Source organism: Bradyrhizobium amphicarpaeae (assembly GCF_002266435.3).
In the GTDB taxonomy this organism is placed as follows: domain Bacteria; phylum Pseudomonadota; class Alphaproteobacteria; order Rhizobiales; family Xanthobacteraceae; genus Bradyrhizobium; species Bradyrhizobium amphicarpaeae.
This window is the reverse complement of the sequence record NZ_CP029426.2, coordinates 6,494,697-6,515,144: the sequence shown is the minus strand read 5'-3', so window position 1 is coordinate 6,515,144 and position 20,448 is coordinate 6,494,697. Positions and strand designations below refer to the sequence as shown.

General features: G+C 64.6%; 20 protein-coding genes. 13 read left to right on the top strand and 7 right to left on the bottom strand.

Going from position 1 to position 20,448, the window contains the following annotated elements:
- Positions 1-102: 102 nt before the first annotated feature.
- The 3 genes from CIT40_RS30515 to CIT40_RS30505 all read left to right on the top strand — a co-directional run bounded on the left by CIT40_RS30515 (position 103) and on the right by CIT40_RS30505 (position 3,332).
- Positions 103-2,013: a propionyl-CoA synthetase gene (locus CIT40_RS30515; protein ID WP_094892995.1), complete on the top strand. Its 1,911-nt coding sequence runs from the start codon at positions 103-105 to the stop codon at positions 2,011-2,013.
- A 124-nt stretch (positions 2,014-2,137) separates the two neighbouring features.
- Positions 2,138-2,404 (top strand): hypothetical protein, encoded by a 267-nt coding sequence (locus tag CIT40_RS30510; protein ID WP_094892994.1) that lies wholly within the window; start codon positions 2,138-2,140, stop codon positions 2,402-2,404.
- A gap of 181 nt (positions 2,405-2,585) precedes the next feature.
- Positions 2,586-3,332 carry an OmpW/AlkL family protein gene (locus CIT40_RS30505; protein ID WP_094892993.1) on the top strand — a complete coding sequence of 249 codons (747 nt, stop codon included), beginning with the start codon at positions 2,586-2,588 and terminating at the stop codon, positions 3,330-3,332.
- Between the two features lie 152 nt (positions 3,333-3,484).
- On the opposite strand, the gene CIT40_RS30500 is transcribed toward CIT40_RS30505, so the two are convergent.
- A complete protein-coding gene (locus CIT40_RS30500) occupies positions 3,485-4,177 on the bottom strand; it encodes a DUF1013 domain-containing protein (RefSeq protein WP_162307747.1) in 693 nt (230 codons plus the stop codon).
- A gap of 243 nt (positions 4,178-4,420) precedes the next feature.
- Between CIT40_RS30500 and ispH the strand changes: the two genes are divergently transcribed.
- Genes ispH through rnhA form a run of 3 tightly spaced genes read left to right on the top strand, consistent with a single transcriptional unit; the run spans position 4,421 to position 6,840 of the window.
- Positions 4,421-5,389, top strand: a complete 969-nt coding sequence (gene ispH / locus CIT40_RS30495; protein ID WP_094892991.1) for a 4-hydroxy-3-methylbut-2-enyl diphosphate reductase — start codon at positions 4,421-4,423, stop codon at positions 5,387-5,389.
- Positions 5,390-5,395: 6 nt separating this feature from the next.
- Entirely contained in the window at positions 5,396-6,379 is a 984-nt protein-coding gene (locus CIT40_RS30490; protein ID WP_094892990.1) for a homoserine kinase, read from the top strand.
- On the top strand, positions 6,376-6,840 hold the full coding sequence (gene rnhA, locus CIT40_RS30485; RefSeq protein WP_094892989.1) for a ribonuclease HI: 465 nt from the start codon (positions 6,376-6,378) through the stop codon (positions 6,838-6,840). The genes CIT40_RS30490 and rnhA overlap by 4 nt, the downstream gene beginning before the upstream one ends.
- Before the next feature lie 135 nt (positions 6,841-6,975).
- On the opposite strand, the gene CIT40_RS30480 is transcribed toward rnhA, so the two are convergent.
- The 6 genes from CIT40_RS30480 to CIT40_RS30455 all read right to left on the bottom strand — a co-directional run bounded on the left by CIT40_RS30480 (position 6,976) and on the right by CIT40_RS30455 (position 14,632).
- On the bottom strand, positions 6,976-7,461 hold the full coding sequence (locus tag CIT40_RS30480; protein ID WP_018321314.1) for a peroxiredoxin: 486 nt from the start codon (positions 7,459-7,461) through the stop codon (positions 6,976-6,978).
- Positions 7,462-7,569: 108 nt separating this feature from the next.
- Entirely contained in the window at positions 7,570-8,124 is a 555-nt protein-coding gene (locus tag CIT40_RS30475) for a DUF924 family protein (protein WP_094892988.1), read from the bottom strand.
- A gap of 15 nt (positions 8,125-8,139) precedes the next feature.
- Positions 8,140-9,825 carry a long-chain fatty acid--CoA ligase gene (locus tag CIT40_RS30470; protein WP_094892987.1) on the bottom strand — a complete coding sequence of 562 codons (1,686 nt, stop codon included), beginning with the start codon at positions 9,823-9,825 and terminating at the stop codon, positions 8,140-8,142.
- A gap of 189 nt (positions 9,826-10,014) precedes the next feature.
- On the bottom strand, positions 10,015-11,511 hold the full coding sequence (locus CIT40_RS30465) for a D-alanyl-D-alanine carboxypeptidase family protein (protein WP_094892986.1): 1,497 nt from the start codon (positions 11,509-11,511) through the stop codon (positions 10,015-10,017).
- Between the two features lie 190 nt (positions 11,512-11,701).
- Positions 11,702-13,498, bottom strand: a complete 1,797-nt coding sequence (locus CIT40_RS30460; RefSeq protein ID WP_094892985.1) for a glucan ABC transporter ATP-binding protein/ permease — start codon at positions 13,496-13,498, stop codon at positions 11,702-11,704.
- 84 nt (positions 13,499-13,582) lie between these two features.
- Positions 13,583-14,632 (bottom strand): ABC transporter substrate-binding protein, encoded by a 1,050-nt coding sequence (locus tag CIT40_RS30455; RefSeq protein WP_094892984.1) that lies wholly within the window; start codon positions 14,630-14,632, stop codon positions 13,583-13,585.
- Positions 14,633-14,858: 226 nt separating this feature from the next.
- On the opposite strand from CIT40_RS30455, the gene CIT40_RS30450 reads away from it, so the two are divergent.
- From CIT40_RS30450 to CIT40_RS30420, 7 genes are all read left to right on the top strand, one after another.
- Positions 14,859-15,227, top strand: coding sequence for a hypothetical protein (locus tag CIT40_RS30450; protein WP_094892983.1), 369 nt, complete (start codon positions 14,859-14,861; stop codon positions 15,225-15,227).
- Between the two features lie 117 nt (positions 15,228-15,344).
- The gene (gene hisE, locus CIT40_RS30445; protein ID WP_094892982.1) at positions 15,345-15,749 is read left to right on the top strand and encodes a phosphoribosyl-ATP diphosphatase; all 405 of its coding nucleotides are present in this window, start codon (positions 15,345-15,347) and stop codon (positions 15,747-15,749) included.
- A gap of 45 nt (positions 15,750-15,794) precedes the next feature.
- Positions 15,795-16,397, top strand: a complete 603-nt coding sequence (locus CIT40_RS30440; protein WP_162307746.1) for a YqaA family protein — start codon at positions 15,795-15,797, stop codon at positions 16,395-16,397.
- Between the two features lie 47 nt (positions 16,398-16,444).
- Entirely contained in the window at positions 16,445-16,963 is a 519-nt protein-coding gene (locus CIT40_RS30435; protein WP_094892981.1) for a hypothetical protein, read from the top strand.
- 30 nt (positions 16,964-16,993) lie between these two features.
- Positions 16,994-18,394, top strand: coding sequence for an aspartate ammonia-lyase (locus CIT40_RS30430; protein ID WP_094892980.1), 1,401 nt, complete (start codon positions 16,994-16,996; stop codon positions 18,392-18,394).
- Between the two features lie 191 nt (positions 18,395-18,585).
- Complete coding sequence (locus CIT40_RS30425; protein ID WP_094892979.1) at positions 18,586-19,554, top strand: NAD(P)H-dependent flavin oxidoreductase; 969 nt, start codon at positions 18,586-18,588, stop codon at positions 19,552-19,554.
- A 103-nt stretch (positions 19,555-19,657) separates the two neighbouring features.
- Positions 19,658-20,431: a thioesterase family protein gene (locus CIT40_RS30420; RefSeq protein WP_094892978.1), complete on the top strand. Its 774-nt coding sequence runs from the start codon at positions 19,658-19,660 to the stop codon at positions 20,429-20,431.
- Positions 20,432-20,448: the final 17 nt, after the last annotated feature.

The following is a 20,448-nucleotide window of genomic DNA, read 5'->3' as shown; positions in this document are numbered from 1 at the left end:
AAATAGCCCCCAAACAAGTCCGATCCTTGATCCGGGTCATGGCGGGGCGACCGTCCTGCCGCAAGGTTCAAGGTCAGGCCAATAAGGGACGGGAGCGCGCGAATGAACGCCGACGGTAAAAGTCGTTATCACGAAGTCCATGCGCGCTCGCTGGCCGATCCCGAGGGCTTCTGGGCCGAGGCGGCGAAGGAGATCGACTGGATCGAGCCGCCGAAGACGATCTTCGATCCCTCGCAGGGGACCTACGGCCGCTGGTACGTCGGCGGTGTCGTCAATACCTGCCACAACGCGCTCGATCGCCATGTCGAAGGCGGCCGTGCCGACCAGGTCGCGCTGATCCATGATTCGCCGCTGGCGGGCAGCGTCACCAGACTCACCTATGCCGAATTGCTGCACGAGGTGCAGGCGCTTGGCGCCATCATGCAGGATTTCGGTGTCGCCAAGGGCGATCGCGTCATCCTCTATATGCCGATGGTGCCGGAGGCCGTGGTCGCGATGCTCGCCTGCGCGCGCGTCGGTGCGGTGCACTCCGTGGTGTTCGGCGGCTTTGCGGCGAAGGAGCTCGCCACCCGCATCGACGACGCTCAGCCGAAACTCATCCTCTCGGCAAGCTGCGGCATCGAGCCCGGCCGCATCGTGCAGTACAAGCCGCTGCTCGACGAGGCGATCAGGCTTGCCGGCAGCAAGCCGAAGGCCTGCATCGTGCTGCAGCGTCCGCAGCTCACTTGCGACATGACCCCGGGCCGGGACTACGATTGGGCGAGCCTGCGCCGCAAGGCGATGAACGACGGCAAGAAGGCCGCTTGCGTACCCGTCGCCGCTACCGATCCGCTCTACATCCTCTACACCTCGGGCACCACGGGCATTCCGAAGGGCGTCGTGCGCGACAATGGCGGCCATCTCGTCGCGGTGAAATGGTCGATGTTCAACCTCTATGGCGTCAAGCCCGGCGAGGTGTGGTGGTGCGGTTCCGACATCGGCTGGGTGGTCGGCCACAGCTACATCGTCTACGGCCCGCTGCTGCACGGCGCGACGACGATCATGTACGAGGGCAAGCCGGTCGGCACGCCCGATGCCGGTGCGTTCTGGCGCGTGATCGCCGAGCACAAGGCGATCGCTTTCTTCACCGCGCCGACCGCGTTCCGCGCGATCCGGAAAGACGATCCGGAAGGAAAGTTCATCCGGCAATACGACCTGTCGAAATTCCGCACCTTGTTCCTCGCCGGCGAGCGGGCCGATCCGCCGACCGTCGAATGGGCGGAACAGCAGCTGAAGGTGCCGGTGATCGACCATTGGTGGCAGACCGAGACCGGCTGGTGCATCGCCGGCAACCCGGTCGGGCTCGGCATGCTGCCGGTGAAGCATGGCTCGCCGACGGTGCCGATGCCGGGCTACCAGGTCGACGTGGTCGACGAAGCGGCAAAGCCGGTGGGACCCAACACCATGGGCTCGATCGTCATCAAGCTGCCGATGCCGCCGGGCTGCCTGCCGACGCTGTGGAATCAGGACGATCGCTTCAGGGAAGCTTATCTCAGCGAATTTCCCGGCTACTACAAAACCTCCGATGCCGGCTACAAGGACGAGGACGGCTATGTCTTCGTCATGGGCCGCACCGACGACATCATCAACGTCGCCGGCCATCGGCTCTCCACCGGCGGCATGGAGGAGATCCTGGCCTCGCATCCCGACGTCGCCGAATGCGCGGTGCTCGGCGTCAAGGACGCGATCAAGGGCGAAGTGCCCTGCGGCTTCCTGGTGCTCAAGACCGGCGTGAAGCGTGCGCCCGCCGAGATCGAGAAGGAGATCATCGCGCTAGTGCGCGACAAGCTCGGCCCGGTCGCGGCCTTCAAGCTCGCCATCACCGTCGGCCGCCTGCCCAAGACGCGCTCCGGAAAGATCTTGCGTGGGACCATCAAGAAGATCGCCGACGGCGATAGCTGGACCATGCCGGCGACGATCGAGGATCCCAAGACGCTCGACGAAATCGGGGAGGCGTTGAAGGGGCGGGTATGAGGCCGGCTCCGCTGTCGTCGTGCCCGGGCTTGACCCGGGCACCCATCAATGAGCAATCAATTGCCTTGATTTCGATGGATTGCCGGGTCAAGCCCGGCAATGACGGACGAGATAGGACTGATCCATGTTAGCCAAGCTCGCGCAGTACGGGGCCATCCCCCTGCTCGCCATCGCTCTCTCCGCCTGCTCCGCGCGCTACCAGACGCCGGTGGCGGTGGGCGGCGACGATGACGATGCGGTCTGCCTGAGCCGGGGCAATGCGCAGGGCTCGCCGGAATACGTGGCCTGCCGCAAGGACCGCGACGTCCAGCGCAACGCCGCCACCGCCCGTGCCGACCGCCGCCAGCGCGACCTCGGCGAATACATGCTGAACCATCCCGATCGGCCCTGATATCGGACGCGGTATCATCCGGCATCTTCACGCACATTGGTCGTGACAGATCTGCAACGCTGCGGCCAAATCGTGGCGCGTTTCGCCCGATTTGATCGGCATCAAATCCTCCAGCGCCCCCTTTCTGCTCAGACGCTCATATCGCGCATCGACGCGCGGAAGATGGCTGAAGGGGACTACAATGCAGAGAACGACAAGAAACCTGGCGCGGCTTGCGACGGTCGGCGCGATGCTCGCGGGCACTTTTGCATCAGTGCAAGCTGCCGATTTGCCGGTTTACAAGAAGGCGCCGCCGCCGGTGGAGGCGTTCAATCCGTGGATGGTGCGTCTGCGCGTGCTCGGCGTGCTGCCCGATGGCGGCGGCTCGACCGTCAATGTCGCGGGCGTGCCCTCGCTGTCGTCGCCGAATTCCAGCCTCTCGATCAGCGACCAGGTCGTCCCCGAGCTCGACATCAGCTACTTCTTCACCAAGAACATCGCGGCCGAACTGATCCTCGGCGTAACCCGGCACTCGATCAGCGGCACCGGCTCGCTCGCGAACCTGCCGATCGGCAAGACCACGCTGCTGCCGCCGACGCTGACGCTGCAATATCACTTCGACCAGTTCGGCGCGTTCAAGCCGTATGTCGGCGCCGGCGTGAACTACACCGTGTTCTTCAACAATTCCGCGGCCAACACGCCTGCCGCAATCGTCGGTCCGCCCGCGATCGTCGCCACCACCACCAATTTGCATGTCAGCAACGCCTGGGGCGGCGCCGTGCAGTTCGGCTTCGACTACATGATCGACCGGCATTGGGGTCTCAACGTCGACGTCAAGAAGCTCTGGCTGCGTCCGGATTACAGCGCGACCGTCTCCGGCCTGCCGGTCACCGGCACTGCCCATATCGATCCGTGGCTGGTCGGCGCGGGCGTGACGTACAAGTTCTGAGCGGGTCCAAAAGGAGGCATTGTCGCCGCGACACATCCCGATGGCGTCCCCGCGCTCGCGGGGGACGACCACCGAGGGTGGGCGACACAAAACAAAAACGCGGCGGGTTTCCCGCCGCGTTTTGCGTTTCGATGACGAAAGAGAGGAGCGTCTTACTCCTCCTCGTCCTGCTTCTTGCCGCCGAGCGTCTTCAGCTTGGCGAACACGGCGTCGAGGTTGAGGTCGTCGCTCGATCGCTCGGCCGGCTCGAATTCGTCCTTCTTGGTGGTCTCGGACGCCGGCAGCAGGGTGGCGCCGCCATAGGCTGCGTCGATCGGCTTCTCCTTGGCGGCGCGCGCCACCTCGAAATCGAGCTCGATCTGCGAGCAGAGACCGAGGGTAACGGGGTCGATCGGGGTCAGCTGGGAGGTGTTCCAGTGGGTCCGGTCCCGCACGCTCGCGATGGTGCTCTTGGTGGTGCCGACCAGGCGCATGATCTGGGCGTCCTTGAGCTCGGCATGGTTGCGCAGCAGCCAGAGGATGGCGCTCGGACGCTCATGGCGGCGCGAGACCGGGGTGTAGCGCGGGCCCTTGCGCTTGGGCTGGGGCGGCAGCACCACCTTGCTCTCCTGCAGGCGGAGCCGATAATCCGGATTCTTCTCGCCCTTCTCGATCTCCTCGCGGGTCAGCTGGCCGTTGGAGAGGGGATCCATGCCCTTGATGCCCTGGGCAGCATCGCCGTCGGCGATCGCGCGCACCTCGAGGGGATGCATCTTGGTGAAATCGGCGACCTGGTCGAAGGTCAGCGCGGTGTTGTCGAGCAGCCAGACGGCGGTCGCCTTGGGCATCAGCGGTGCGTTGCTCATGGCAAATCTCCTTTGTGCTTCGCCCACCCCTTTGGAGGCGAAGCCGGTGGTCATCAGCGATGACTGGGAATTCGGGCTATATAAGCCGGGAGGGGGTAGCCACGCAATGGTTCTGCTATAGATAGTGCCTTGACAGCGCCCGAAAGGGGGCCCAATTCCCTGTAAGCCCGTACCTAAGCCCTATTCCATCCATCGACCGCTTCCCGCCCATTTGGCGAGGTGATTCGGTCCCGAGATCGCTCAATGTCAGCCAAACCAGACCTCAAGATCGTGCTTTGTTCTCCCCGCGGCTTCTGCGCCGGGGTGGTCCGGGCGATCGACACCGTGGAACGGGCGCTCGATAAGTACGGCGCGCCCGTCTATGTTCGCCATGAGATTGTGCACAACAAATATGTCGTCGACGGGTTGAAGAAAAAGGGAGCGATCTTCGTCGAGGAACTCGCCGAAATCCCGGAAAACACCTCCGCGCCGGTGGTGTTCTCGGCCCACGGCGTGCCGAAATCGGTTCCGGCCGACGCCCAGTCCCGCAACCTGTTCTCGCTGGATGCGACCTGCCCGCTGGTGACCAAGGTGCATCGCGAGGCCGCGATCCACTTCAAGCGCGGCCGCGAGATCTTCCTGATCGGCCACTCCCATCACCCCGAGGTGGTCGGCACGCTCGGCCAGCTTCCGACCGGCGCCGTGACCCTGATCGAGACCGCCGAGGACGCCAAGACCATCTCCCCGAAGGACCCCAACAACCTCGCCTTCGTGACCCAGACCACGCTGTCGATCGACGACACCGCGGAGATCGTGGCCCTGCTCAAGGAGCGCTTCCCGAACATCAACGGGCCGCACAAGGAAGACATCTGCTACGCCACCACCAACCGCCAGCTCGCGGTGAAGAAGGTGGCGCCGGTGGTCGACGCGCTCATCGTCGTCGGTGCGCCCAATTCGTCGAACTCGCAGCGCCTGCGCGAGGTCGCCGAGCGCGAGGGCTGCGGCATCGCCGTGCTGGCGCAGCGCGCCACCGATCTCGACTGGGACCGGTTCGCCAACATCAAGAGCCTCGGCATCACCGCGGGCGCATCCGCGCCGGAAGTGATCGTCGAGGAGATCATGGACGCCTTTGCCGAGCGCTACACGCTGCATGTGGAGACAGTCTCGGCCGCGGAGGAGAACGAGTTCTTCCCGCTGCCGCGTCAGGTGCGCCCCGAAGCCGCCGCCGAGTAGACTTTTATGGCGGTCTACACCGACGTTGCCGCCGACGAGCTTGCGGATTTCCTGAAGCAATATGATCTCGGCGAATTGCTCTCCTACAAGGGCATCGCCGAGGGCGTCGAGAACACCAACTTCCTGCTGCATACCAGCCAGGGGTCGTTCATCCTCACGCTCTACGAGAAGCGGGTGGCCAAGAACGATCTGCCGTTCTTCCTTGCGCTGATGACGCATCTTTCCGAGCACGGCATCAACTGCCCGCTGCCGGTGAAGGGACGGGACGGCGAGGCGTTGCGCGAGCTGTCGGGACGTCCCGCGGCGATCATCACCTTTCTCGAAGGCATGTGGCCGCGCAAGCCGAACGTGGCCCATTGCGCCGGGGTCGGCGGGGCGCTGGCGAAGATGCATCTGGCCGGCGCGAATTTTGCGATCAGACGCGCCAATGCGCTGTCGGTCTCGGGCTGGCGGCCGCTGTTCGATGCGGCGTCAAATCGTGCCGACGAGGTGCAGCCGGGCCTGCGCGCGTTTCTTGGCCAGGAGCTCGACTATCTCTCGGGCGGGATCTGGCCGGGCAACCTGCCGGAGGGCGTGATCCACGCCGACCTCTTCAACGACAACGTCTTCTTCCTCGGCGACCAGCTATCCGGGATCATCGACTTCACCTTCGCCTGCAACGACATGCTGGCCTATGACGTCGCGATCTGCCTCAACGCCTGGTGCTTCGAGCCGGATCATTCCTTCAACGTCACCAAGGCGCGCGCCTTCCTCAACGCCTATGGCCGCGTACGAAAGCTCTCCGACGCCGAAGAGGCTGCGCTGCCGCTGCTGGCGCGCGGTGCTGCAATCCGCTTCCTGCTGACGCGGCTGGTCGACTGGCTCAACGTGCCCGAGGGCGCGCTGGTCAAGCCGAAGGATCCGCTGGAATATGTCCGCAAGCTGCGCTTCCACCAGAGCGTGACGAGCGTACGCGATTATGGGCTGATGCCGTCGGGGCTGGTGGCGTGAGCGAGCTTCCCAATGTCACGATCTATACCGATGGCGCCTGCTCGGGAAATCCCGGGCCGGGCGGCTGGGGTGCGATCCTCAAGTTCGGCGACACGGAAAAAGAGCTGAACGGCGGCGAGCGCCACACCACCAACAACCAGATGGAGCTGATGGCGGCGATCTCCGCGCTGGAAGCGCTGAAGAAGCCGTGCACGGTCGATCTCTACACCGACAGCCAGTATGTCCGGCAGGGCATCACCGGCTGGATTCATGGCTGGAAGCGCAACGGCTGGCGCACCGCCGACAAGAAGCCGGTGAAGAATGTCGAGCTGTGGCAGCGCCTGGACGCCGCGCTGAAGCCGCATGAGGTACGCTGGCATTGGGTCAAGGGCCACGCCGGTCACCCCGAGAACGAACGCGCGGATCAGCTCGCGCGGGACGGGATCGTGAAGGCAAGGTTGCAGCAGCGGGTGGGAGAGTAGGGCTCTGCCGGCGCTCCGCTCTCAGGTTTCGTAGGGTGGGCAAAGCGAAGCGTGCCCACCGTCTTCTCAAGAGAGTAAGTTGGTGGGCACGGCGCTAGCGCGCCTTTGCCCACCCTACGGCACTTTTGTCGTAGCTCAGAGCTGCCCGAGCAGCGTATCGCCGCCGGAGACTTCGACCTTGCCGGGCATCGCTTCGAGGTTCAGCTTCTTGACCACGCCGTCCTCGACCAGCATCGAATAGCGCTTGGAGCGAATGCCGAGGCCGTTGGCGGAGGCGTCGAGCTCCATGCCGATCGCCTTGGTGAAATCGGCGTTGCCGTCGGCGAGGAAGATGGCCTCGTCGCGCTGGTCAGTGTCACGCTTCCAGGCGTTCATGACGAAGGCGTCGTTGACGGAGACGATGGCGATGCTGTCGACGCCCTTGTCCTTCAGGGCGTAGGCGTTGAGGAAGATGCTCGGCAGATGCATCTTGTGGCAGGTGCCGGTGTAGGCGCCGGGCACCGCGAACAGCGCCACCTTCTTGCCCTTGAAGATATCGTCGGTGGTCTTCACCTGCGGACCTTCCGCCGTCATCACGCGGAATTTCGCCTCGGGCAGCTTGTCGCCAGTCTGGATCGCCATTGTCGTCTCCCTGGATATCGATCCCCGCTTATTAGACCGTGCGGCGGGCCTGCACAATATTGCCGGCGGTCGAAGCGGTGAGGATGGGGCTCCTTCGTCGTGATGTCATCAGCCGGCGAAGCCGCCCTTGTCGAGGAAGGCCAGCTCTTCCTCGGTGCTGTCGCGGCCGAGCAGGTGGTTGCGGTGGGGAAACCGGCCGAACCGCTGGATGATGTCGGCATGCTCCCGGGCGTATTTCAGGTTTTCGGCGTTTTCGGTGTTCTGAAACAGCGCCACGCAATGCAACTGGTCGGGCAGGTGCTCGGAATGCATGAAAGGCAGATACAGGAATTCGAGCAGGACCGGATCGACCCTGGCATCGACACCGCGATCGATCGCCCGGCGGGCGATGTCGCGTGCCAGGCCATCGCTGGCAAAGGCCCGGGGCGTGCCGCGGAACATGTTGCGGGGGAATTGGTCGAGCACGATGACCAGCGCGAGTGCGCCGTCGTCGCTGCCTTCCCATGATGCCAGCTCGCCGGCGATCGCCTGCTGCCAGAGCGCGAGAAAGCGGCGCCTGACCTCAGCGTCGAAGGCGTCATCGCGCCTGTACCAGCGCTCCCGGCCGGCCTCGCGCCAGAAGGCGAGAATGCCGGATGGCGCGATATCGCCGACCCCCGTCATGAACCGGCGACGCGCTTAGGCCGCCTGAGCCTTCTTCTCGTCGCGCAGCTCGCGTCGCAGGATCTTGCCGACATTGGTCTTGGGCAGGTCGCTGCGGAATTCGATGTGCTTGGGCACCTTGTAGCCGGTGAGCTGCTCGTGACAGAACTTGATCAGCGCGTCGGCGGTGAGGTTTTGGTCCTTCTTCACCACGAAAGCCTTCACCGCCTCGCCCGACTTGGAATCGGGGATGCCGATCACGGCGCATTCGAGCACGCCCGGATGGCTCGCGATCACTTCCTCGATCTCGTTGGGATAGACGTTGAAGCCGGAGACCAGGATCATGTCCTTCTTCCGGTCGACGATCTTGGTGTAGCCCTTCTCGTCCATGATGCCGATGTCGCCGGTGCGGAAATAGCCGTCCGCGGTCATCACCTTGGCGGTCTCCTCGGGCCTGTTCCAGTAGCCCGACATGACCTGCGGGCCCTTGGCGCAGATTTCGCCGGCTTGGCCGAGCGGGACTTCGTTGCCATCGTCGTCGCGGATCGAGATGTAGGTCGACGGCACGGGAATGCCGATGGTGCCGTTGAACTCGGAGTTGGTCGCGGTGTTGCAAGTCAGCGTCGGCGACGTCTCCGACAGGCCGTAGCCCTCCGCGATCGAGCAGCCCGTCACGGCCTTCCACTGTTCGGCCACGGGACGCTGCACGGCCATGCCGCCGCCGTTGGAGATCTTCAGCTTGGAGAAATCCAGCTTCTTGAAGTCGGGATGATGCATCAGGCCGTTATAGAGCGTGTTCACGGCCGGGAAGCTGTTGACCTGGTATTTCGCCAGCTCCTTGACGAAGCCGGCGATGTCGCGCGGATTGGGGATCAGGAGATTGCAGCCGCCGGCGCGCACCGCGAGCAAGTAGCAGGCCGTCAGCGCGAAGATGTGATAGAGCGGCAGCGCGCAGACGATCATGAGCTGGTCGACATGCGGCGGTGCGGCGAGCGCCGGCTGGAGCCATGCGTCGTTCTGCAGGACGTTGGCGACGATGTTGCGGTGGAGCAGGGTGGCGCCCTTGGAGACACCGGTGGTGCCGCCGGTGTATTGCAGGAAGGCGACGTCGCCCGGCGAGAGTTTCGGCTTGTTGAACGTCATGCCACGGCCGGCCGAGAGCGCGTCGTTGAAGGAGACTGCGCCCGGCAGCGACCAGGCCGGTACCATCTTCTTGACGCGGCGGACGACGAGATTGACGATCACGCCCTTGAAGCCGAGCAGATCGCCCATGGCCGCAACGATGACGTGCTTGACCTGCGTCTTGGCGATCACCTGCTCGACGGTGTGGGCGAAATTCTCCAGCACGATGATGGCTTCCGCGCCGGAATCCTTGAGCTGGTGCTCGAGCTCGCGCGGGGTGTAGAGCGGATTGACGTTGACCACCGCGAAACCGGCGCGCAGCGCGGCAGCGGTCGCGACCGGATATTGCAGCACGTTCGGCATCATGATGGCGATGCGGGCGCCGCGCTGCAGACCGCGGCCCTGCAAATAGGCGGCGAGCGCGACCGACATCTGGTCGAGGTCGCGATAGCTGATGGACTTGTCCATGCAGATGAACGCCTTGCGGTCGGCGAACTTGGTGAAGCTCTCTTCAAGAAGGTCGACCAGCGATGCGTATTGGGTCGGCTCGATATCGGAAGGCACGCCGGGCGGATATTGCTTGAGCCAGATGCGCTCCATGGAAAACTCCCCTCATTGACCTGAGCCCGTTGTGTCTCGGGCTTGCCGCATTGCCGCCAGTATCGAGCCTGCCGGAACGGGTGGCAAGTCGTCGAGGCTTAGGGCAAAGGCCGGAGGGAGGCTACCGGAATCATCGTGCGCGACGCTGCCGCAGCTGCGAAGCGCTGGCCGCTTCGGTGGGGGGCGCCGTTAACTGTTGTTGGCCGGCTTGGCGGCGGGCTTGGTCGCGGCCTTGGGCTTGGCAGGCTTCGGATCGCCGCTTGCCGCAGGCTTCTCGGCGGGTTTTGCCGCAGCATCGTGCTTGGCGGCAGCATGCTTGGGCGCCGCCGGCTTCGCCGCAGTCTTGGCATCGTTCTTGGCGTCGCTCTTGTCGTTGTTCTTGCCCTCAGCCGGCTTGGCACCGGGCTTCACGGCCGCCGTCCTGGTATCCTTAGCGTCCTTGCCCGCGTCCTTCGGCTTGTCGGCCGCATCAGGCTTCCTGGCAACGCGCGACTTCTTGCCACGCGGCTTCGACGCCGTCTGCTGGTCGGCATCGGCCGCGACCGCGGCGATCAGGGCGGTGCCGGTGCGGGTCGGCCCGGTATAGACCAGCACGGGCTCGACCGCCGCGGGGGCCTGCGCCATCAGCTCGGAGGCCTTCATCAGGGGCGGCTGCAGGCCGGCGGTGAAGAAGGTCACCTGGGCTTCGCCGCCGGTGGCGGAGGCCGATCCGGAGGTCGCGCCATTGGCGGCAATCAGCGCGTCGTCGTCGTCGCTGGCCGGCCGCTTGCGATGGCCGCCGCACATCTCGTCGCGCAGGTTCGGCGGCGAGGCGTCGACCGGCACGAGGTTATCGACGGTGCCGAGCGAGGGGCGGAGCCACGTCAGATTGTCCTGGCTGAAGCCACGCTCCAGCAGCTGCGCCGCCTTCACCGCGCGCGCTGTGCCGGAGCTGGAGCCGAGCACCACGGCGATCAACCGGCGGCCGTTGCGGGTCGCGGAGGCGACGAGATTGTAGCCGGAGGCGCAGATGAAGCCGGTCTTGAAACCATCGGCGCCGGGATAGCGGCCGATCAGCTTGTTGAAATTGCCGGTAACGCGCTTGCCGAAGCGGATCGCCGGGATATGCACGAAGTATTCGTATTCCGGCAGGTCGCGCAGGAACGAGCGCGCGAGGATGCCGAGGTCGCGCGCCGAGGTGATCTGGCCGTCGGCGGGCAGGCCGTTCGGATTGACGTAGCTGGTCTGCGTCATGCCGAGCTTCTTCGCGGTATCGTTCATCATCGCGGAAAAACCGTCGATCGAACCGCCGACGCCTTCGGCGAGCACCACGGCCATGTCGTTCGCCGACTTGACCATCATCATCTTCAGCGCGTTGTCGACGGTGAGCTGCGTTCCCGGGCGGAACCCCATCTTCGAGGGCGATTGCGAGGCCGCCGTCGGCGATACAGTGAGCAGCGTGTCGAGCGTAAGCCTGCGGTCCTTGACCGCCTTCAGCGTCACATAGGCGGTCATGATCTTGGTGACGGAGGCCGGATACCAGGGAATGGTCGCATTCTCCGCCTGCAACACCTTACCGCTGTCGGCCTCGATCAGCAGCAGCGCTTCGGCGCTCGCCGTGCGCGGCGCGATCAGCGCGGCACATGCGAGCGTCGCAGCAAACAGGTTGAACAGGGATTTGCGAAGCAGCGGGCGTAGAGCGTGCACTATCCGATTCCGGTCCTTGGAAACCCGCCCGGCTCCGGGCGGCTCTCGTGATCTGATTGTCGGTTCTGAAATCCAGCGCCGCCGCTTGCGGCGCCGCAAACCTATACCGGCTGGTGCGTCGAGAACAGGGGCATGAGCGGGGTATTCCGCAATGAAATAGGCCGAATTTCGACGATCCTGTGAGGACTTGCTAGGGGGATTTGGCAGCAGTCGCAGCAGCCTCAGCGGCTGTCACGCTGGCCCGTGCGGTCTCGTGAACCATGAACTGGGCCCTGGCGAGCTCAGCGAAATGGCCGCCCTTGGCCACGAGTTCATCGAAAGTTCCACTTTCGATCACCCGCCCGTTCTCGAACACCAGGATCCGCGTGGCATTGCGGATTGTGGAGAGCCGGTGGGCGATCACGAAGGTGGTGCGGCCTTTCATCACTTCGTCGAGAGCGGCATTCACCTTGGTCTCGGTGACGGCGTCGAGCGCGCTTGTCGCCTCGTCCAGGATCAGGATCGGCGGATCCTTCAGCAGCGCGCGGGCGATCGACAGCCGTTGCCGCTCGCCGCCGGACAGCATGCGGCCGCGCTCGCCGGCATTGGTCGAAAAGCCGCCGCTGCGCTCGATGAAATCGAGCGCCTGCGCACGCTCGGCCGCCTTGCGCATCTCGGCTTCGGTCGCGTCCGGCTTGCCGACGCGCAGATTCTCCTCGATCGAGCGGTTGAACAGCAGCGCCTCCTGGAACACGACGCCGATATTCCGGCGCAGCGAGGTCAGCGTGACGCCGCGCACGTCCATGCCGTCGATCCTGATGAAGCCGGATTGCGGGTCGAAGGCGCGATGCAGGAGCGCGATCGCGGTGGACTTGCCGGCGCCGGTCGGGCCGACCAGCGCGATGGTCTGGCCGGGCAGCGCGGTGAAGGTGAGGTCCTCGATCGCCGGCCGCTTGCCGTCATAGGAAAAGGAGACGTCGTTGAACTCGACGAGGCCGGACAGCCTGCCGGCATCGATCGCGTCGTGGCGATCACGCACCGCGGGCACGGCGTCGAGCACATTGAAGAACTCGCGCAGGCGCGGTGCTTCCATGAAGACGTTGTTGATGAAGCCCACGACCTGCTCGAGCTTCTGGATCAGCATCGTCGCGAAGCTCACGAACATCACGATCTCGCCGACTGAAGTCAGCCCCTGGTCGTGCAGGGCGATGCCGAGCGCAAAGATCGCGAGCACAGTGATGGTGGTGGAGGCGCGCGTGATCACGGTGACGAGCGCCCACCACGACAAAACCGGCATCTGCGCGGCCAGCAACTCGTCGGCGACGGAGCGCAGCCCCTTCACCTCGGACTCGACCCGGACGAAGCTCTGCACCAGGGCGACGTTGCCGAGCGCGTCGGAGGCGCGCGCGGACAGCTCGCTATATTGTTCCTCGACGGCCATCTGCATGCCGAAGGTCTTGCGCACCACGAAGGTCGTCAACGCGGTGAAGACGACGCAGAGCACGAACAGCAGGATCGCGAGGCGCCAGTTCAGGTAGAGCGACAGCGGCAGCAGCACCACGACCGAGAGGATCGCGGCAAAATGCTCCCGGAAGAAGCCGAGCCACAGCCGCCACAACGCGTCGGTGCCGTTGAGCATCACCTTCATCAGCCGGCCCGAATGGGTGCCGGAATGGAAGGTCAGCGGTAATTGGAGGATGTGCTCGAAATAATCGGTCAGCACCGCCTGGCGCTGGCGGTGCGAGAGCCGGTCGGCCTGCAAGGCCACGAGCGCGCTGCAGAGAATGGTGAACAGCCCGAACGCGACCCAAGCCACCAGGAACGGCCAGGCCGAGCTGGAGCCTGCTACCGTCTTGCCCGAGAGCACGTCGACGATCCGGCCAAACAGCACGGGCTCGGCGAATTGCGAGCCCGCCAGCAGCAGATTGGCAAATGCCAACAGCCATCCGAGCCGCGCCTCCTTGCCGAGCAGTTCGAGAACGCGGGTGTAGAGGCTGAAAATGGACATGCTGGCGGGGACTCAAGCAGACAACGGAGACCGCATTCTAAGCAGGGATCGTCCGCGATATACAGCGGAAGCTTGCGGTTTTGCTCAGTTGATCAGCCGGCTTTCGACCGGCGGCAGGAACCTGTCGTCGAAGATGTCGCCTGCCGTGGGCCGCTTGCGGAATTTGAAGTCCTGCGCGATCTGGTCGATCGAGCGCTCAAGGCGCGCAGGCTCGACGCCGCCGAGGCCGTTGCGCTTGACCTCGTCGGTCAGGATGTTGTCGACGAGGACGGTGCGCAGGCGCTCCAGCTCCAGGTCGCGGTCGCCGCCGTCGATACGGCTCGCGGCCTCATCCGCCGCACGCGCCGGCTCCTTGACGGTCGCATTGATGCCGGCGATCAAGGCGCGGACGAAGCCTTTCACGGCGTCCGGCTTTGCCGCGGCGAAGGCGGGATTGGCCACCAATGCGAAGCCATAGGCCTCGCAGCCATAGTCGGCAAAACGCAGCACGACGAGATCGGCTCCGGGTACGCCGCGGTCGCGCAGGTTCACCGCGGAGAGATAGTTGAAGCCCGCGACCGCATCGACCTGTCCCGCGGACAGGATCGGCTCGCGGACTGCAGCGCCGATCTTGTGGAATTTGACGCGCGATGCCTTGATGCCGTTCTGCTGCACCAGCGCCGGCCACAGCTGCATCGACAGATCGCCGTCGGCAACGCCGACGGTCTTGCCGTCGAGATTGGACAATACCTCGATGCCGCGGCTCCTGCGCGCGACGATCGCGTAGGGCGCGCGGTTGAACAGCACGAACACCGCCTTGACCGGCGCTGAGTCCTCTTTGTCGCGAAGCCGGATCAGCTCGTTGATGTCGACGAGCGCAAGCTCGCTGTCGCCCTTGGCGACGCGCGCGAGCGCCTCCGGCGCTCCGGTTGCGCTGTTGAAGGACACGTTGAGACGTTCGGCACTGAACCTGCCGTCTTTCGCCGCAAGGAAGAACGGCGCCATGCTCGCGTCCAACGGACGATCGAAGGTGAAATGGATCGCAACGGACGGCGCAGCGCTCTCGGCCGCACCGACATCGCGTGCAACGAGCGATGCAAGCGAGAGCGAGAGAGCCAGCAGGCAACGGAGGGCGGTCGTCTTGAATCCTGTCATCGATTGCGCCGGTTCCACATTGTTGTGGTTTCGTGACGCTCGCGGCGCCGGCTGCGCCCAGTCTCCCCGCGCCAATATGAACGGCGGATGAGCGGCGGTTGCGTCACGATCACGCAACCCCGTTCAGCTTGTGTTGGGGTTGGGGAACCCAACATGGCATGCGGGTGTTTGACAGACATGAGCCTGACTGCAGGCACCATGCAAGGTCCCAAGGAGGGTCCAGGAGATGTTTGACAGATTTTCGAAGTTTGCCGGCCGCAAGGCCGTTCTTGCCACTGCCGCGGTGCTGGCGTTGACCGCGGTTGCCCCGACAGCTTCCTATGCCGGCGGTCGCCACTGGCATGGCGGAGGTGGCGCGGCTTTTGCCGGCGCGGCCATCGCCGGTGCCATCGGCACCGGCCTTGCGATCGCCGCCACCCGTGACGCCTACGCCTACGATGCCCCGGCTTATTATGGCGGCGGCCCGGTCTATTACGACGAGGGTCCGGTCTATTACGGCGGCGACTCCTATATCGGCCCGCGCCCGTTCCACCGTTGCGGCGGCCCCTACCAGTCGGCGCAGGGCGGCCAGGGCAACATCTCGACCTGCTACTGAGCGGGGCTCCCCAGCTTGACCTGAACAGGCCGTCGCGCTTGCCGCGACGGCCTGTTTTCTGCTTTTGTTATCGGACGTTAACACGCCCGCCATTTGTTTAGAGTAGTTTCGAGTCCCATGAGTGATTCGCTTGAGCGGCTATATCTGGCTGTGCTCGCGGCCAGAGATCTTGATCCGGCAACGTCGCGGACAGCCCGGCTGTTTCAGCGCGGGCCCTCGAAAATGGCAAAGAAGCTTGCCGAAGAGGCCATTGAGGTCGTGATCGATGCCGTCAACGGCGACACCGATGCCGTGATCCGGGAAAGCGCCGACCTCTTGTACAATCTCACCGTGCTCTGGGCCTCTGCGGGCGTGCGCCCCGAGGACGTCTGGCGCGAGATGACCCGGCGGGAAGACATGCTCGGCATCGCCGAGAAGCTGCCGAAATCGTCGATGAAGCTGCCTAAAGTCGCGGCACCACGCGGGGCTGCCCGGCGGCCGATTGTCGCGCTCGAAGGCCGTACCGCGCGCAAGCGCCACTAGAAACGTCATAATTCGTCTCAATCTCGGCATGGACAAATCCGTCCCATGGTGCTTCATCGCGGCGCCATGCTGAAACGTATCTACGATTGGTGCATCGACGCCGCCCATAAGCCCTACGCGCTCTGGATCATGGGGGCCGTGTCTTTCGCCGAGAGCTCCTTCTTTCCGGTCCCGCCGGATGTGATGCTGATCCCGATGTCGCTGGCGCGCCCGCAGCGCGCCTGGCTCTATGCGATGGTCTGTACCGTCACCTCGGTGCTCGGCGGCATCGTCGGCTACGCAATCGGTGCGCTGCTGTTCGACTCCGTCGGCCAATGGCTGATTCAGGTCTACGGCCTCGGCGGCAAGGTCGAGGCCTTTCGCGCCTCCTATGCGGAATGGGGCGCGGTGATCATCCTGCTCAAGGGGCTGACGCCGATCCCCTACAAGCTCGTGACGATTACCTCGGGCTTTGCGGGCTACAACATCCTCCTGTTCGTTCTGTGCTCGATCGTTGCGCGTGGGGGACGCTTTTTCATCGTGGCGATTCTGCTGAACCGCTATGGCGACTGGATCCGCGTGAAGATCGAGAAGCATCTCGGTCTCGTGGTGGCGGTCGGTGCTGCCGTGCTGGTGCTCGGCTTCGTGGTGGCGATCAAGCTAATCTAGATCCACAGCGCTTTGCCGCAGGGTCGGCTTCGGCTACGGTTGCCATCATGATGGTTCGATCCGGCAATCCGGCCGCGCGGCTCGGGACGCTGCTGTCAGCAGTGCTGCTCCTGTTCGCTGCTTGCGGGACCGGGTGGGCGCAATCGGCGCCGCCGTCGCTTGGCCTGCAGGAGCAGGGGCCCCAGGCTGCGCCGCCGCCCTCGACGCCCCCGCCCGCAGAAAATCCCGGGCTGATCCATGAAATGGGCAAGCTGTTCGACAAGCTGCCCTCGATCCTGCCGCCGATCAAAAGCCCCAGCGAGACCATGAACGATTTGTCGCGCCTGGCGAAGCCCTCGACCATGGTGTCGGGACGTACAGCCTGCCCGGCATCGTCCAACGGCGCGCCCGATTGCAAACAGGCCGCCGACCAGCTTTGCCAGAGCAAGGGCTACAAGGAAGGCAAGAGCCTGAACGCCGACTCCGCGGAAAAATGCTCGGCCAAGGTTCTCATTCCGGGCAGGCAACGTAAGCCGGATGACTGCCGCACCGATACTTTTGTGACCAGCGCGCTGTGCCAGAACTGAAGGACGTCGCGCGAGCAACAAGGAGCGCCCATGAGCCGGACGGAGCAGGACTTCCTCGGACAGCGTGAGATCGCCGACGACATCTATTACGGCGTCCAGACCATCCGGGGTAAGGAGAACTTCCACATCACCGGCATTCCGATGAACCAGGAGCCTTTCTTCGTGAAGGCGCTCGGTTACGTCAAGAAGGCCGCCGCCATGGCCAACCGCGACCTCGGCGCGATCGACGCCAAGGTGGCCGAGGCGATCATCCTCGGCTGCGACCGTGTCATCGCCGGCGACATGATGGACCAGTTCGTCACCGACTTCATCCAGGGCGGCGCCGGTACCTCCACCAACATGAACGCCAACGAGGTAATCGCGAACCTCGCGCTGGAATCGCTCGGCTTCAAAAAGGGCGACTACCAGCACGTCAGCCCCAACGATCACGTCAATTACGGCCAGTCGACCAACGACACCTATCCGACCGCCTTTCGCCTCGCGCTGATCCTGCGGCTCGAGAGCTACATGACCGCGCTGCGCCAGCTGCAGGAAGCCTTCTTCACCAAGGGCCGCGAGTTCGACCGCGTCCTGAAGATGGGCCGCACGCATCTGCAGGACGCGGTGCCGATGTCGCTCGGCGCCGAATTCCGGGGATGGGGCACCACCATGGGCGAGGAGGTCGATCGGATCTCCGAGGCGAGGGCACTGCTGCGCGAGATCAATCTCGGCGCCACCGCGATCGGGACCTCCGTCACGGCGGCACACGGTTATCCCAAGCTCGCCGTTCGCCATTTGAGTGCGCTCACCGGCGTCGATTTCATCCTTGCCGGCGATTTGGTCGAGGCGACCTCGGACACCGGCGCCTATGTGCAGCTTTCCGGCGTGCTCAAGCGCACCGCGAGCAAGCTGACCAAGATCTGCAACGACATCCGCCTGCTCGCCTCCGGGCCGCGTGCCGGCTTCAACGAGATCAACCTGCCGCAATTGCAGCCGGGCTCCTCGATCATGCCGGGCAAGGTCAACCCTGTGATCCCCGAGGTCGTCAACCAGACCAGCTTCCTCGTCATCGGGCTCGACACCACGGTGACGCTCGCGGCCAGCGCAGGCCAGCTCCAGCTCAACGTGATGGAGCCGGTGATCTCGTTCGCGCTGTTCTTCTCGATCCGCACCATGGAGCGCGCGGTCAACTCCTTGCGCGAAAACTGCGTCGTCGGCATCACGGCGAATGAGGAGCACACCCGCAACATGGTGCTGAACTCGCTCGGCATCGTCACCGTGCTGAAGCCGCTGCTCGGCTACAAGCAGTGCGCCGAGATCGCGCGCGAGGGTTACAAGAGCGGCAAGTCGCTGCACCAGATCGTGGTGGTCGAGCGCAAGCTGCTGACCCAGGAGAAATGGGACGAAATGTTCTCGTTCGAGCGGCTGATCAACCCGGATCTGATCGGGTAGGCGGTCATCGTCATTCCGGGGCTCGCGCCAAGAGGCGCACCCTGGAATGACAGCTACGGAATTCCGCGCCTAGGAATTGCTGCCTGGGCATCCGTTCCGGCGCCAAAACGCAATACTTGACAGTGGAAAGATTGCCTTGTTGGTATGGCGGTCAACCTTCCATCGACCGGCCAACAGAGGATCGCTCCGCAATGTCCATGCCCGCCTTGTTCAAGGGACGCCTGTCGATCCCCGTGATCGGCTCGCCGCTCTTCATCATCTCGGTGCCCGATCTCGTGATCGCGCAGTGCAAGGCGGGTGTGGTCGGCTCTTTTCCGTCGCTGAACGCGCGGCCGCCGGAGCTGCTCGACGAATGGCTGGCGCGGATCACCGAGGAGCTCGCGGCCTATGACCGCGCCCATCCCGACAAGCCGTCGGCGCCGTTCGCGGTCAACCAGATCGTGCACAAGTCGAACAACCGGCTCGATCACGACATGCAGCTCTGCGCCAAGTACAAGGTGCCGATGGTCATCTCCTCGCTCGGCGCGCGGGAAGAGCTGAACCAGGCGGTGCACGGCTGGGGCGGTATCGTCTTTCACGACGTGATCAACCAGAAGTTTGCGCACAAGGCGATCGAGAAGGGCGCCGACGGCCTGATCCTGGTCGCGGCCGGCGCCGGCGGCCACGCCGGCACCATCTCGCCGCTGGCCTTTGTTGCTGAAACGCGAAAGTGGTTCGACGGTCCGATCGCACTGTCGGGCGCCATCGGCAACGGCAGGGCAATTCGCGCCGCGCGCATCCTCGGCGCCGACTTCGCCTATATCGGCTCCGCCTTCATTGCCACCAAGGAAGCCAACGCGGTCGAGAAGTACAAGGAGATGATCGCGGGATCGACGGCCGACGACATCGTTTATTCCAACCTCTTCACCGGCGTTCACGGCAATTACCTGAAGCCCTCGATCCTCGCCGCCGGCATGGATCCGGAAAACCTGCCGACCTCCGATCCGTCCAAGATGAATTTCGGCACCGACGCATCAGGCGAGCGCGCCAAGCCGAAGGCCTGGAAGGAAATCTGGGGCTCGGGCCAGGGCATCGGCAGCGTCGAGGCCATCCTGCCCGCTGCCGAGCTGATCGCGCGCTTCAAGAAGGAATACGACGAAGCGATCGATCCGCCGCTATAGTCGCTCTCGTATCCCGGACGCGCTGCAGCGTGTAACGCTGCTGCGCAGAGCCGGGACCCATCGCCGCAGCGTCCGGGGAACGTCAACCGAGACTGATGAAAGCATGCCTCCCATCTATCGCGTCGACGGCGACAGTGTCGTCACCAGTCCCGATGCCGCCGGTCCCTGGGACCGGCGCATGCAGCACGGCTCGGCGCCGGCCTCGCTGGTGACATGGGCGGCCGAACGCATACCGACGCCTGTGACGATGGACATCGCGCGCGTCACCATCGATCTGATGCGTCCGGTGCCGGTCGCGCCGCTGACGATCGTGACTGGCGTCTTGCGCGAGGGTCGCAAGATCCAGCTCTGCGAAATCAAGCTGCTCGCCGACGGCGTGCAGGTGGTCGGTGCCACCGTGCTCAAGATCAGGCGTCAGGCATTGTCGTTGCCCGACGACGTCAAGGCGCTGCCGGTGACGCTGCCCTTGCCGGAGGACTCGTTGGTCGAGGACGGTCACGCCGCCACCAGCCCGTTCGTGCGTTCGGTCTCGATGCGCGCCGCGCGCGGCCGCTTCGGGCAGGCCGGCGCCGGCGCGATCTGGTTTCGCGTCGACCATCCGCTGATCGAGGGGGAAGCGATCTCGCAGGCGATGCGCGCCGTGGTCGCCGCCGATTTCTCCAACGGCACCGCCTCGACGCTCGACTTCCGCGCCTGGACCTACATCAACGCCGATCTCACGGTGAACTTGGCGCGCCAGCCTGTCGGGGAGTGGATTTTGCTCGACGGCGATTCCTGGATCGGCCCCGACGGCGCGGGACTTGCGATGTCGCGGCTTGCGGACAGGCAGGGCTATTTCGGCCGCGCGGTGCAGAGCCTCGTCATCGAAAAGCGATAGACCTTCCCTGCCGACAG

Coding starts and splice junctions, on each gene's coding strand:
- CIT40_RS30500 (WP_162307747.1), bottom strand. CDS start 4,177: ATGAGCAACGCACCGCTGATGCCCAAGGCGACCGCCGTCTGGCTGCTC.
- CIT40_RS30450 (WP_094892983.1), top strand. CDS start 14,859: ATGTTTGACAGATTTTCGAAGTTTGCCGGCCGCAAGGCCGTTCTTGCC.
- CIT40_RS30460 (WP_094892985.1), bottom strand. CDS start 13,498: ATGTCCATTTTCAGCCTCTACACCCGCGTTCTCGAACTGCTCGGCAAG.
- CIT40_RS30475 (WP_094892988.1), bottom strand. CDS start 8,124: ATGACGGGGGTCGGCGATATCGCGCCATCCGGCATTCTCGCCTTCTGG.
- CIT40_RS30480 (WP_018321314.1), bottom strand. CDS start 7,461: ATGGCGATCCAGACTGGCGACAAGCTGCCCGAGGCGAAATTCCGCGTG.
- ispH (WP_094892991.1), top strand. CDS start 4,421: ATGTCAGCCAAACCAGACCTCAAGATCGTGCTTTGTTCTCCCCGCGGC.
- CIT40_RS30420 (WP_094892978.1), top strand. CDS start 19,658: ATGCCTCCCATCTATCGCGTCGACGGCGACAGTGTCGTCACCAGTCCC.
- CIT40_RS30455 (WP_094892984.1), bottom strand. CDS start 14,632: ATGACAGGATTCAAGACGACCGCCCTCCGTTGCCTGCTGGCTCTCTCG.
- CIT40_RS30435 (WP_094892981.1), top strand. CDS start 16,445: ATGATGGTTCGATCCGGCAATCCGGCCGCGCGGCTCGGGACGCTGCTG.
- CIT40_RS30470 (WP_094892987.1), bottom strand. CDS start 9,825: ATGGAGCGCATCTGGCTCAAGCAATATCCGCCCGGCGTGCCTTCCGAT.
- CIT40_RS30440 (WP_162307746.1), top strand. CDS start 15,795: ATGGTGCTTCATCGCGGCGCCATGCTGAAACGTATCTACGATTGGTGC.
- CIT40_RS30425 (WP_094892979.1), top strand. CDS start 18,586: ATGTCCATGCCCGCCTTGTTCAAGGGACGCCTGTCGATCCCCGTGATC.
- CIT40_RS30505 (WP_094892993.1), top strand. CDS start 2,586: ATGCAGAGAACGACAAGAAACCTGGCGCGGCTTGCGACGGTCGGCGCG.
- CIT40_RS30515 (WP_094892995.1), top strand. CDS start 103: ATGAACGCCGACGGTAAAAGTCGTTATCACGAAGTCCATGCGCGCTCG.
- CIT40_RS30510 (WP_094892994.1), top strand. CDS start 2,138: ATGTTAGCCAAGCTCGCGCAGTACGGGGCCATCCCCCTGCTCGCCATC.
- CIT40_RS30490 (WP_094892990.1), top strand. CDS start 5,396: ATGGCGGTCTACACCGACGTTGCCGCCGACGAGCTTGCGGATTTCCTG.
- CIT40_RS30430 (WP_094892980.1), top strand. CDS start 16,994: ATGAGCCGGACGGAGCAGGACTTCCTCGGACAGCGTGAGATCGCCGAC.
- hisE (WP_094892982.1), top strand. CDS start 15,345: ATGAGTGATTCGCTTGAGCGGCTATATCTGGCTGTGCTCGCGGCCAGA.